The sequence below is a fragment of the Myxococcus sp. CA039A genome, assembly GCF_013336645.1.
GTDB classification, from domain to species: domain Bacteria; phylum Myxococcota; class Myxococcia; order Myxococcales; family Myxococcaceae; genus Myxococcus; species Myxococcus llanfairpwllgwyngyllgogerychwyrndrobwllllantysiliogogogochensis.
Genome location: NZ_JABUMQ010000032.1, coordinates 1 through 12363 on the forward strand (window position 1 = coordinate 1; position 12363 = coordinate 12363).

Here is a 12363-nt window from a genome sequence, read left to right on the forward strand (position 1 = left end):
CCTCCCAGCCGCCCCCGTGGCTTCCACCGATGAGGCGCTTCCCCGGGAGGCGCTGCCGCCCGAGCACGCCGAGGAGACGTTCCCGGACGAGGGCGCCGCGGAAGCCTTCCCCGAAGAGGGGGGCGCCGGGTTCGCGGACGCGCCGAAGGACAGCGCCGTCGCCTCCGTCACGCCCGAGCAGATGGCGCGCACCCTCGCCTTCCCCGTGCGCACGCGGGGCTTCACCCTGGCGACCCTGGATGGTCGGGACGTCGATGGTGAGACGGCCGAGTCGACCGCCGGGAATCACGCGCACGCCCTGCGCCATCCCGTGCCTCCCATCCCCGTGCTCGTGGGCGCGGTGGATGGCTTCGGGTTGGTGGACACGGAGACGGACCCCGACGGCTTCATGCGCCGCACGCGCTTCGCGTACACGGACGGCGTCAACGCGTACCCGACGCTGCCGGTGCGAGTGGCCGCGGGCCTGCTGGGCGTCAGCGAGGTGACGCTGTCCGGGCGCAAGCTGCGACTGGGCAGTCGGACCTACGCCGTGGACACGGACGGGGGCGCGGCGATTGATTACGGCGGCGGCGAGCTGCACGAGCGCTTCCACACGGTGCCCCTGCTGGACGTGCTCGACGGCTGGGTACACCGGGACAAGGGCCAGCCCTCGAAGCTTCCGTCGGAGGCGTTCCGGGGCAAGGTGGTGGTCATCGGCGGCACGGCGCTGGGACTCAGCGACATCAAGGCCACGTCCTTCCAGGCGGAGGTGCCCGGCGTCATGAAGCAGGCAGCGGTGCTGGAGACGCTGCTCGGCAACGGCCGCTTCATCACCCGGACGCCGCTGGCGGTGGACCTGTCGCTCACGCTGCTGGTGGCGCTGGTCTCCGTCGTGTTGCTGATGACGACGCGCTGGACGCCGCTGGAAATCCTGTGGCCGGTGGCGCTGCTGCTGGGCATGTCCCTGGTAACGGGGCGATTCCTGTCGTCGGGCACGCACGTGCTGACGGCGCTGCCGTCCATGGCGGGCCTGCTGGCCAGTGTCACGGCGGTGGCGTTCAACCACCTGGTGGCCAACCGGGAGACGGAGTTCGTTCGCGCCGCCTTCAGTCGCTTCATGGAGCCCAAGCTCGTGGAGCAGATGATTTCGGAGCGCAAGCTGCCGAGGCTCGACGGAGAGAACGTCGAAATCAGCGCCTTCTTCAGCGACATCCGAGGCTTCTCCACCTTCAGCGAGCGCTTCAAGGAGGACCCGCGCAGCCTGGTGCGCATCCTCAACACGTATCTGACGCGGGTGAGTGGCGTGCTGTTGAAGGAGGGCGGGTGCCTGGACAAGTACATCGGCGACGCCGTGGTGTGTCTGTTCGGCGCGCCCATGCGCCAGGACGACCATGCGGTGCGCGCGTGCCGGGGAGCGCTCGCGGCCAAGGCGGAGGTGGACCGGATGCGCGAGGAGTTCAGCGCCAAGGGGCTGCCGGATGTCTACACGCGCATCGGCGTCAACTCGGCGGTGAACTTCGTGGGCAACTTCGGCAGCGAGCAGCTCTTCAGCTACACGGCCATCGGCGACGGGATGAACCTGGCCGCGCGGTTGGAGGGTGCCAACAAGGCGTATGGCTCCGTCATCATGATTGGCCCGCGCACGTACGAACTGGCGCGCGAGCACATCGAGGTGCGCGAGCTGGACCGCGTGCGGGTGGCCGGGAAGACGGAGGCCGTCACCGTGTACGAGTTGCTCTCGCTCAAGGGCGGCCTGGATGCGCGCAAGCGGGCGACGGTGGAGCGCTACCACGCGGCGCTGGCCGTGTATCGCGAGGCTCGCTTCGACGAGGCCGTGTCGATGCTGGAGAAGCTGGGGACAGAGGACCCCGACGACGGACCGACGAAGGCGTTGCTGGAGCGTTGTCACAAGTATGCGAAGGCGCCGCCGCCGGATTTCGACGGCGTGGCGAGCCTGGACAAGTGAGCGGGAAAGGAGTCGGAGCGATGACGATGAGAACGAGCGCGGCCGGGGTGGCCCTGATGCTGGCACTGCTGGCACTGGGCCTTCCGAGCCTCGCGTCGGCGGTGGCGGTGGGGGGCTCGCTGTACGTGAAGGCGAAGAACACACGGGTGATGGAGAGCCCTTCGCCCACGGCGAACGCGGTGGTCATCCTCCAGCCGGGTGAGCAGGTGAAGTGGGAGGGCGCGGACCCGAAGAACAAGCAGTGGCACAAGGTGAAGACGGCGGCGGGGAAGAAGGGCTTCGTCTTCCAGTCGAACCTGTCCACCACCGCGCCCAACATGGAGCTCGTCGTGGAGGACAAGGGCAAGCGCCAGGTGAACCCCGCGGGCTTCGTCGCCAGCGGCGCCGCGGTGAAGGCGCTCAGCCCCGGCGCCGTCGAGTACGGCAACAAGAAGGGCGGCGACCACAAGCAGGCGGTGGCGCAACTGCAGAGCCTGGAGAAGAAGGCCAAGGACGTCTCCACCGCGGACATCGCGAAGCACGTGAAGGACGCGGGGCTGTTCCCCGTCGTGGGCGCCGAGGCCACGGCGAAGTCGGGCGCGGCCAAGAGCAAGTCGAAGGGGGGCACGTGATGCGCGCGCATTGGCGGACGGTGGCGCTGGCGGGCCTGGGCCTCCTGGCCTCGTCGTGCAAGGGGGTGACATGGGCGCAGGTCGCCCAGAAGGCGGGGACGGTGGTGAACGACTCGGCGGCGGCGAAGAAGGAGCGCGCCTCCTGCGAGAAGCTGGACGTGGAGCCCACCGTGACGGAGGAGTACGCCATCGGCAGTGCCATGGCCATCCACTGGGTGCAGGGGGGTGGCGGGTTGATGGCCCCGACGGACGGCGCGAAGGGCACCGGGGTGCACGACCTCCACGAGTACCTCAACGTCGTGGGGAAGAACCTGGGTGCGCAGTCCGCGAGGCCCACGTTGGAGTGGACGTTCGGCGTGCTCAACGACGACAAGAACTTCAACGCCGTGTCCACGCCCGGTGCCTACGTCTTCGTCACCCGGAAGCTGCTGTCGGAGCTGGGCAACGAGAGCCAGCTCGCGGGCGTGCTCGCGCACGAGATTGCCCACGTCGTGCTCAAGCACTCCATCAAGCAGTACAACGCCGCCAAGGTGAGCCTCTGCAAGACGGCCGTCACGATGGAGGCCGGCATCCCAGGCTCCGGGGGGCTCATCGCCTCGACGGACAGCGGCGGCAACCTGGACCTGGATGGCGACTCGGCGCTGCTCGGCAGCCTGACGGAGAAGGTCATCGAGTTCGCGGAGAGCGGGAACGACAAGGAGCAGGAGTACGAGGCGGACCTGCTCGCCGCGAAGATGATGCTCTCCGCCGGTTATGACCCCGACGAGTACATCGTGCTGCTGCGCAAGACGACGGATGGCTCGCGCCTGGGCTCACGGCACCCGAACAAGGCGGACCGCGAGAAGCGACTGGTCGCGTTCCTCAACGGGCTCAAGCCCTCGCAGGGGGAGTTCGCGGAGCTGTCGTTGCAGGGACTGCACAGCCCGCCGCTCAAGCCGGAGCTGGTCGCCGCCCTGAAGAGCCCTTCGCGCGGCGTGGCGAAGGACGGGAAGTAGGACTCTCTTGGGGCGCCCGAAAGGGGGCGCACCGGGTGGAGCGACTTCAGCGCGCGACGGCCTGGCTCAGCGCGCGGTGCACGGACTCCAGGGCCTTGCGCGCCTCGAGCAGCTCGGCCCGCTCGGCGGTAAGCGAGGCCACCTGCTGGGCCAGCACGTCCCGCTCGCCCTGGAGCGCTTCCACGGCCCGGCGCAGCGAGGTCGACTCGTCCTTGGCGGACTCCAGCTCACCGGCGAGCCGCTCCTCCTCGGCGAGGCTGTCCACCAGGGCCTGCTTGCCGCGAGACACCGCCTCCTCGAGCGCCTCGTGCTCCTTCGCGGAGGCCTGGAGCGCCTGACGGTTCTCCTGGAGGGACAAGAGCGCCTCGTCGCGCTCACCTTCCAGCGCGGCCAGCTCCCGCTCCAGGTCCGCCAGCAGCTTCACGCGGCCTTCCATCTCGGAAGACAGCCGGCGCGCCTCGTCCATGCGCAGCCGGGCTTCCTCGGTGGCCTTCTCCGCCTGACGGCGCGCCACTTCCAGCTCCTGCGTGAGCGAGAGGTTGGCGGCCTTCACCTTCACCAGCTCCGCCTGGAGGTGGGTGATGCGCTCCACCGCGCGCTGACCCGCCTCGGCCACCGTGGCGGGGAGCGGCTCCGGACGCGGATTCTCGCGCACCGCCTTGAGGCGTGCCTTCAGCCGCTCGCGACGCGCTTCGGAGTCATCCACCGGCTCCTCACGCGGAGGCGCGGGCGTCTGCACCTCCATCTCCTGGGGCGGGGCTTCGACGCGGGCCACCGGCTCGGCGACCATCGCGGTGACATGGGGGAGCGAAGCGTGTGACGAGCCCTGCGTCATGGAGTGGGCCTCCTGAGAGTGCCCGGCCGCGAAGCCGTCCAGGTGGAACGCAACGGCGGGAGGAGCCGCGAAGGTGACAGGCACCTCGCCTGATTCGTCCTCGAAGCGCGCCGACTCCGGCTCCGGAGACGCATAGGTGACGGGCTCGGAGGCCTGCGAGGTGAACACCGGCTCCCGGGCGCGCGGCGCCTCCTGCGAGCCCAGCGCCACCTCCATCGCCTCGGCGGCGGTGGGGCGCGGGGCGCGGGCTCGCTCGATGCGGGCGCGGACCTCGGCGGACAGGTCCGCGGAAGGAGGCTCGGGCGGGGCCGAGGCGGCGGGCTCCTGCTCGGAGGGAGCGGACTCGCCCGGGTCGGCGACGCCGGTGAACGCGCCCAAGCGGAGGCGCGGCTTGGCGCGAGACACGTTCTGTTCGAAGGCTTTCTTCATGGCGAATCTCAGCCGGCCTGCTGGGTGCCCTTCTTCGGGGCGGCGGCGGCCGCGGCGACCAGTCGCGGCAGGACGTTGTCAATCATGGCCTGGATGTCGTTGGCGCCCTTCGACGTGGGGTCCGCGACGAAGACGGGGCGCCCCTCGCTGGAGGCCTGCGCGAACTTGGTGCATTGCCGGATGATGGTCGGCAGCAGGAACTCCGGGTAGTGCGTCTGGAGCGCTTCCAGCGCTTCCTTCGCCAGCTTGAAGGTGGCGTTGAAGGAGTTGACCACGATGAAGACGTGGTCGAGCACGTGGTTCAAATCCTCCTCCAGGCTCTGCACCGTTTCGAACAGCAGCTTGAGGCCGTGGAAGGAGAGGAAGTCCGCGAGCACGGGGACGAACAAGTCGTTCGCCGCCATCAGCGCGTTGAGGTTGAGCAGGCCGAAGGACGGGGGCGCGTCGAAGACGACGACGTCGTACTGGGCCTCCACGTCCTTGAGGGCGTTGCGCAGCTTGAACTCGCGGCCGGCCATGGGCATCAGCGAGAGGTCCATGGTGGACATGCTGAGGTTGGACGGGACGAAGTCCAGGTTGGGCAGGGAGGACTTCTGGATGACCTGGACCAGGGGCGTCTTGCGCACCAGCACGTCGAGCAGCGTCTTCTCGAACTCCTCGCCCTCGTAGCCCAGGCACTTGGTGGCGTGGCCCTGGCTGTCCAGGTCGATGAGGAGGACCGAGTAGCCCAGCTCCGCGATGCGCCACGCGTACGAGGTGGACAGGGACGTCTTGCCGGTGCCGCCCTTGAAGTTCAGGAACAGCTGCCGGCGGTGGCCAATCTTGTCCGGGAAGCGGTTGAGGGTGGTGCGCAGGTCCCAGACGTCGTCCGGGGTGTACACGTCCTTCCTCGCGTCCTCCGGAATGGCCTTCGGAGACACGCCGAGCATCTCGGCCACCTGCTTCGAGCTGTATGTCGGCGCTTCCATGAACGACCCTTCGAAAGACGTACGGGACGGATACCTTGCCTCAAGCGGCGAAGTATTTGTGTCCCCTTCGGACCACGGAGCCTCGGGCTGATAGCAGGGTGAGTGCTTCCTGGGCGAGTTCCACGGGGGCCCCCAGGGCGGTCGTCAGCTCGGCGAGCGAGCGTCCGCGCACCGCCACGCGGACCTCCATCAGCATCTGCGCGCACAGGGCCTCGACGGGAGAAGCACCCGGGCGGCCCGAGGGGGGACGTGCTTCCGCGGCGCGCGGCGCGGGAGCGGCGGCGGGCACGGGCGCTGGAGCCCCCATGGCCACCAATGCCGCCTGCACGGGGGAAAGTCGAGGTGAACCCACGGGCCGGGCGGCCTGAGGCGCGGCGACAGGCGGGGCCATCGGCTGCATGGGCGTACCCGCCGCCGACTGTCCCGGAGCGCGCTGACCCGACTGCGCGGTGGGGGACAGCGGCGCGGAAGGCGGAGGCCCACCGGCATGCATCGGAGCGCCCCCCTGCCCCACGAAGGCCGGTGCGGAGACCTGTCGCGCGCCCGCCGAGACCACGGCCTGCGGCGAAGCGGCGGAACCCGTGACCTGCCGGGCGCCCACTGCGACCACGGCCTGCGGCGAAGCGGAGGAACCCGCGACCTGCCGGGCGCCCACGGCCTGCGGCGAAGCGGCGGAGGCACCCGCGCCCTGCACCGCGCCCACGAAGGCCATCCCGTGTGCGGCGCCAGCGGGAGCCACGCCCGCGGAGGTCACCTGCGCGGAAGCCGCCACCTGCGCCGGAACAACCAGGGTCCGCGCGACCATCGGTCGAGCCGCATCCTCCAGCCGGGCGCGCACGGGCTTGACGGGCAGCGTCGCCAGCCGGCGAATCTCGCGGCGCCGGTGCGTATCATCGAGCGACACCACCGCGGACACATCGTGGCCCAGGATGCGCGACAGGCTCTGCGCCGCCGCCTTGCGCACGCGCGGCTCGCGGTCACCCAGCGCCTCCAGCAACAGCGTGCGAGCGTTCTCTCCGCTCCCAGCGCCCAGCGCGAGCGCCGCCAGCGAGCGCACCTCCGAGTCCGCGTCGTGGATGGCTTCCTCGCCCAGCCGCCGCGCCGTCTCACCCTCCAACCCCAGCGCCAGCAACGAGGCCCTGCGACGCACGGAGCGGTCCGGGTCCTTCATCGCCTGCGCCAGATGCGGCGCCGCGTCCCGAGGCGCCAGCGTCAGCAGCGCCTTGAGCGCCGCGATGCGCACCTCCGGGACCGGCGAGGCCAACAGCGGCGACACCACCTGCGCGCCCTCTTCCCGGCACAGCGCCGCGAACGCCTGGAGCAGCGCCACCTGCGCGGCCGAGTCCGTCTCCGCGTGCAGCGCACTGGCCAGCGCCGGAGCAGCGGCCGGCTGGGACAGCGCCTTCAGTCGCTCGGCGGCACGAATCCGCGCGGCGGCGTCCGGCGCCGACAGCTCGCGCACGGAGAACCCGAACAGCGACTCGTCCGTCGGGGCTCCCACGCGCTGTCCGGACAGCTCCGCCAACTGCGCCGGGCTGACGCCGAGCCGCCCCGCATGGAGGAAGCGCTGGGCCTCGCGAGCCACCGGAGACAGCCCCTCCAGCAAGGGCTCCAGCAACGCAGGCCGCGCCGGCGCGCTCGGAGCGGCGGCAGCGACAGCCTGTGCCTTGGCGGAGGCCTCGGAGAGCGGCACGGCGGGCCCGCGCATGGGCACCTTGACGAGCGTCGAGGCCACGCGGTCCGACTCCCCGCGCAGCAGCGCCTCGCTGCGAAGCTGGGAGATGAACGACGCCAGGTCGAACCCCAGGTCGTCGTCCTCGTCGTCGCCGTCCTTCGTCGACGTGCGCAACCGACTGGCGTTCAGCAACCGGTCCATGAGCTGGTCGCGCTCGCCCCGCAGCGCCTGCGTGAGCCGCACGGACTCCTCGCGCTCCGCCTGGAACCGCCCGGCGCGGACCTCCAGCTCCGCCACCTCACGGCGCAGCTCCAGCTCCCGCTGATGCGTCTCCGTCAGCTCACGCTTGAGGTGCTCCATCTCCTCGCGCGTCGAGCCCAGCTCGCTGAGCAACTGCTCCGCGCGCGCCTCGAAGTAGACAATTTTCTCGAGTGCGCTCTTGAGCAGCGCGTCCGGACGCTCGTCGCTCACGACCTCAACGGCCCTCCCCGCGAGGCAGCGCGGTGCACCCCCGACCCACCGGGGGGGCACCCACCCTACGTCAGACGTCCCACCTTCGTAAACCACGGAAACACCAGGGCTTTTCCGTGAACTCCCGGCCTCTCCATTGACAACGCCGCGCAGGCCGATTTTTCGGCCTCGGAGGTGAACACCGTCTTTTCATCGCTCGCCGACGGACGCGCCAGGCCCGCTGAACACCTGCACCGTGAGTGCGGCCGTGGGTCGGGTGACGTTGAGCACCGGACGTCGCTCCGGAGCGACGCCCACGGTGAGCCGGACGCATCCGGAAAGCGCTCCGCGTGAAGCGCCGCCCGCACGCGCGCCGCGCTGATCCACATGCATCGCGCGCTGATCTCCCGCGGGCCGATTTTTCGGCCTCCCGCGGCATCCGACGACTTCCGCGTCCACCGCCCGCGGGGTGACTTCCGAGCGCGTCGCACCCCACTTCCAGAGCCCTCCGCGAGCGGCCTCGGACACGTGTCCCGACAGGCTCCGAAACGCCTCCGGTTTCAAGCGCTTTCGCACGCCCTTCCGGATGCACCTGAATGTCAGACCCCACCCGTAGTCTGTGTTCCACGAGGCAAGGAACTCGCAGTCACTTCTCTCCGGTACCTCTCCGCCAAGGCGCGGGGGGAGAAGCCCTCTTTTCGACAGGTTTCCGCACGCCATGGAACAACGATTGGCCACCATCATTGGAAATGCAGTTCGCGCGGCGCGGCAGCGGCTGGAGCTCACCCAGGCCGACGTGGCCGAGCGCGTGGGAATCGCCACCGAGGTGTACGGGCGGCTGGAGCGCGGTCACATGCTCCCCAGCGTCCGCACGCTGAGGAAGCTGTGTCTGGTTCTCAACTGCTCGTCGGACGTGCTGCTCGGCATGTCTGGCGTGGAAGGCGCGCCCACGCTCGCCGAGGATCCTCCGGAGTACCGCGAGCGTCCCGAGGTGCGCCGCCTCTTGCGCACCGTGCGCAAGCTGGATGCGCCCCGGCTGCGGCTGTTGGGACAGGTCGCCAACGCACTCGAGACGTGAGCACCCGCAGCACGCCCGCGATACGCTGCTTCCATTCCGCATCCGTGGAAGACAGCGAGCGCGGGCGGAATCAGCACCGGGGCGGGGTGGACCCGGGTTGAAACGGATTGAGGGGGACGACGCTGAAGGTTGCGCGTTTTCGCAAGCGCTTGGCGCATGGAATGAAGCGGCGAGGCAGGCGCGAGCCTACCTTCGGGCTTCATGACTCGCCCCTCCCCCGCCCCCGCTCTCGACTTGCCGCAGCTCGCGGTACACGCGCTGTGGTGGGTGTGGTTCCCTTCCTTCCTGTTGAGCTGGGACCACCTGGGCCTCTGGGGTCGCGTGGGCATGTGCGCCGTCGGCTGGGCGGTGCTGTTCTGGAACTACGCCGTCCTGCACAACCACATGCACGTGTCCATGGCGCGCCCCCGGCTGGTGAACTGGGTCGTGTCCCGGACGCTGGGCCTGGCGTGCGGGTTCCCCTACCGGGGCTACTACATCCACCACTTCAACCATCACCGGTACAACGACGGCCCGGGGGACTGGGGCCAGCGGCGGCCGGGTGAAGGTGCCCTGCGTTATTGCCTGCGCTCGGCGCTGACGCCGTGGTTCTGGCCGTTCGAGGCGGTGGCCAACGTCTGGCGGTGGGCCAAGAAGCGCAACCAGCGCACGGAGCTCGTCCTCGACTTCCTCGTCGTGGACGGGGGCATCCTGGCGGTCATCCTCTGGCGGCCGGCCCTGGGGCTGGCGTGGTGGGGGGTGCTGCTGGTGGGGCAGGTCTGCATCCACTGGCTCAACCTGGCGGCCCACTTCGAGACGGACTCCACCCAGCGGGGGGCCCTGGGCACCACGTCCACCTCCCGTCTGTACAACCTGTTCTTTTTCAATGCCGGTTATCACCAGGCCCACCATGTGAAGCCCCAGGTGCCCTGGCGGGAGCTGCCGGGGACGACCCAGGAGCTGGCGGGTGCCTCGCTGGTCAGGCCGGAGCTGGTGACTTCCCTGTCCCCCATCAATCCCTTCTGGGTGGCCAAGGTGGCGAAGCGCTATTCTGCCGAGCCGTGCGATCGGCAGACGGCGTCGACGATTACTTCAGGGACCCCCACGGCCGTTACCTAGTCGGGGAAGGCTTCCTGCACTGGTACGCCTCGGCGGACCTGTGCGGCTTCATTCTCTGGGGGCGCCCCTCGGAGAGCCATGTGCGCCGGCTGGTGCATGTGCTCGACGTGGAGCTGGCCCCCGCGGCGCCGCATGCGTCGCTGGTGGACGCGCGCCGGCTGGAGGCGGCGGACCCGGCGGCCTTCGCGGTGCTGGTGAAGTACATGCAAGCGCGCGAGAAGTCCTTCAGCACGTCCGTGCAGCGGCAGGCCCTGGTGCGTCCGGAGGGCGTGGCGGGCGCGGTGGTGGGCGGCTTCTACACGCTGCTGACGGGCGCCTATCCCAGCAAGGTGTTCACCGACCCGGCGAACGCGCTCGCGTGGTTGGGCCAGCCGGAGGGCCGGGCGGCGCCGCTGTTGTCCAAGCTGAATGATCTGGTAGCGGAGGCCACCGGCCAGTCGCCGCTCTTGCGCGAGCTGCACCAGGCGATGCGCGGCAAGCTGCCGGACATCAACCTGTCGGACGTGGCCCGGGAGATGGGCATGTCCGAGCGCACGCTCCAGCGCCGGCTGAAGGAAGCCGGGACGTCCTTCCAGGCGGAGCTGAACGCCGTGCAGGTGCGCATGGCGCAGGCGCTCCTGCTGGAGACGGACATGAAGCTCACCGCCGTCGCGGTGGAGGTGGGCTGCGCGTCGCTGCAGCACTTCAGCAGCCTGTTCCGCAAGCTGGTGGGGGACTCCCCCAGTTCGTGGCGCGAGCGGCAGCAGGGCAAGACGTCCGCCGAGGCGAGTCCCGTGCTCGAGTCCGCCGTCGCCGCACCGGAGCCCCGCCGCGACGGCTCCTCGGGCGAGTAGCCGCGCCGAGGAGCGCGCTCAGCTCGGGTCCGGGCGAACAGCCTCTCCGCGTGGGACCACACCCTCGGGCAAGTCGCCGCGTTGAAGAGCCCGCTCAGCTCGGACTTGGACGGTGCTCCGGAGTCGGGGGCGCCGACGGCAGGTGCAGCGTGAAGCACGCGCCGCCCTCCGGACGGTTCGCCACCGACAGCGTGCCGCCGACGCGGGCCAGGTACTCGCGACACAGGGCCAGCCCCAGGCCGGTGCCCTTGCCGGGGGCCTTGGTGGTGAAGAAGGGCTCGAAGAGGCGCGACAACGCGGCCTCCGGAATGCCCGGCCCGTTGTCCTCCACCTCCAGCCGCACACCTCCAGCTTCAGCGCGGGCTCGCAGGACGATGCGCGCGACGCGCGGAGGCTGCGCGGAGTCCACCGCGTCCGCCGCGTTGAGCAGCAGGTTCAACACCACCTGCACCAGGTGTCGCTGCCCCAGCCGCACGCGGCTCAGCTCCGGCGACAGCTCCCGCACCACCTGCCCCAGGCTCCGCAGCCGCACCGACGCGAGCCGCTCCGCCTCGTCCAGCGCATCGACCACGCCGCACGCCTCCTCCGTGTCCACCGAGTCCCGGGAGAAACGGCGCAGGTCGGTGACAATCTGCTGGATGCGCAGCACCCCCTGCTGCGTCTCCTCCAGCACGCGCCGCATCTCCTCCAGGTCCGGCGTCGGCTCCTCGACGACGTCACCCAGGTAGCCCAGGTTGGACTTCACGTAGGCCAGCGGGTTGTTCACCTCGTGCGCCACGCCCGCCGCCAGTCGCCCCACCAGCGCCAGCCGCTCCGTCTCCGCGCGACTGACCTCCGCTTCCGCCCTCAGTCGCTCACTGCGCGCCAGCCGCTCCAGCACCGCCAGCCGCTCCCGCACGGCCTCGCGCTCCGCGTCGCGCATGCGTTGAAACAGCTTCCCGCTGAAGACCGAAATCCAGGCCATGAAGAGGAAGACCGTCACCTGGCCAATGAGCTGTCGCTCCGAGCCGCCCGACAGCCACGACGCCAGCACCACGCCCACCAGCGTCAGGACGATGGACGCCCACACCGTCACCAAATCGCCCGGCGTGAAGACGGCGATGATGAGCGGCATCGCGAACAGCAGCGGGAACAGCGGACTCGCCAGGCCTCCGGTGAAGTGGATGTCCAGCGCGAGCGCGGCCAGGCTGAAGACGCCGCCCACGGTGCTGGCCCGCTGGGACGGCAGCCAGCGCGAGCCCGCCGCCAGGGCACACGCGACGAGGAGGGCGGCCCAGCCCACGTGGATCAACGCCACCTCGGGGACGAAGCCCCCGAACAGCAGCGGATGCGTGGTCAGCGAGAGCAGCAGGACGCCCGCGGAGACGATGAAGCCCCTGCGCTTGAGCCGCAGATGGGTTTCGAGCTCGGAGGCCGAGGGACTGGGTACGACGGGTAGATGCACGG

General features: G+C 70.2%; 11 protein-coding genes. 6 read left to right on the top strand and 5 right to left on the bottom strand.

Annotated elements, in window-relative coordinates; all coding sequences use genetic code 11:
* The 3 genes from HR086_RS07700 to HR086_RS07710 all read left to right on the top strand — a co-directional run.
* A partial coding sequence (locus tag HR086_RS07700; protein WP_174465259.1) for an adenylate/guanylate cyclase domain-containing protein occupies window positions 1-1945 on the top strand: 1945 nt, incomplete at its 5' end.
* Window positions 1946-1965: 20 nt separating this feature from the next.
* On the top strand, window positions 1966-2556 hold the full coding sequence (locus HR086_RS07705; protein ID WP_174459976.1) for an SH3 domain-containing protein: 591 nt from the start codon (window positions 1966-1968) through the stop codon (window positions 2554-2556).
* Window positions 2556-3551, top strand: a complete 996-nt coding sequence (locus tag HR086_RS07710; RefSeq protein ID WP_174465260.1) for a M48 family metalloprotease — start codon at window positions 2556-2558, stop codon at window positions 3549-3551. Before HR086_RS07705 ends, HR086_RS07710 begins: the two co-directional genes overlap by 1 nt.
* A 46-nt stretch (window positions 3552-3597) precedes the next feature.
* Here the strand turns inward: HR086_RS07710 and HR086_RS07715 are convergent, their stop codons facing one another.
* From HR086_RS07715 to HR086_RS07730, 4 genes are all read right to left on the bottom strand, one after another.
* The gene (locus HR086_RS07715) at window positions 3598-4815 is read right to left on the bottom strand and encodes an extensin-like protein (RefSeq protein WP_174459978.1); all 1218 of its coding nucleotides are present in this window, start codon (window positions 4813-4815) and stop codon (window positions 3598-3600) included.
* Window positions 4816-4823: 8 nt separating this feature from the next.
* Window positions 4824-5783 (bottom strand): ParA family protein, encoded by a 960-nt coding sequence (locus HR086_RS07720; RefSeq protein ID WP_141643416.1) that lies wholly within the window; start codon window positions 5781-5783, stop codon window positions 4824-4826.
* Window positions 5784-5823: 40 nt separating this feature from the next.
* Window positions 5824-7929 (bottom strand): HEAT repeat domain-containing protein, encoded by a 2106-nt coding sequence (locus HR086_RS07725; RefSeq protein WP_174465261.1) that lies wholly within the window; start codon window positions 7927-7929, stop codon window positions 5824-5826.
* A 189-nt stretch (window positions 7930-8118) separates the two neighbouring features.
* Window positions 8119-8301, bottom strand: a complete 183-nt coding sequence (locus HR086_RS07730) for a hypothetical protein (protein WP_174465262.1) — start codon at window positions 8299-8301, stop codon at window positions 8119-8121.
* Window positions 8302-8626: 325 nt separating this feature from the next.
* Between HR086_RS07730 and HR086_RS07735 the strand changes: the two genes are divergently transcribed.
* The 3 genes from HR086_RS07735 to HR086_RS07745 all read left to right on the top strand — a co-directional run bounded on the left by HR086_RS07735 (window position 8627) and on the right by HR086_RS07745 (window position 10917).
* Entirely contained in the window at window positions 8627-8986 is a 360-nt protein-coding gene (locus HR086_RS07735) for a helix-turn-helix transcriptional regulator (protein WP_141643418.1), read from the top strand.
* Between the two features lie 201 nt (window positions 8987-9187).
* The gene (locus HR086_RS07740) at window positions 9188-10084 is read left to right on the top strand and encodes a fatty acid desaturase (RefSeq protein WP_141643419.1); all 897 of its coding nucleotides are present in this window, start codon (window positions 9188-9190) and stop codon (window positions 10082-10084) included.
* 80 nt (window positions 10085-10164) lie between these two features.
* A complete protein-coding gene (locus HR086_RS07745) occupies window positions 10165-10917 on the top strand; it encodes a helix-turn-helix transcriptional regulator (RefSeq protein ID WP_371817332.1) in 753 nt (250 codons plus the stop codon).
* 94 nt (window positions 10918-11011) lie between these two features.
* Here HR086_RS07745 and HR086_RS07750 read toward each other — a convergent pair whose 3' ends face one another.
* Window positions 11012-12361, bottom strand: a complete 1350-nt coding sequence (locus HR086_RS07750) for an ATP-binding protein (protein WP_174457477.1) — start codon at window positions 12359-12361, stop codon at window positions 11012-11014.
* Window positions 12362-12363 lie beyond the last annotated feature (2 nt).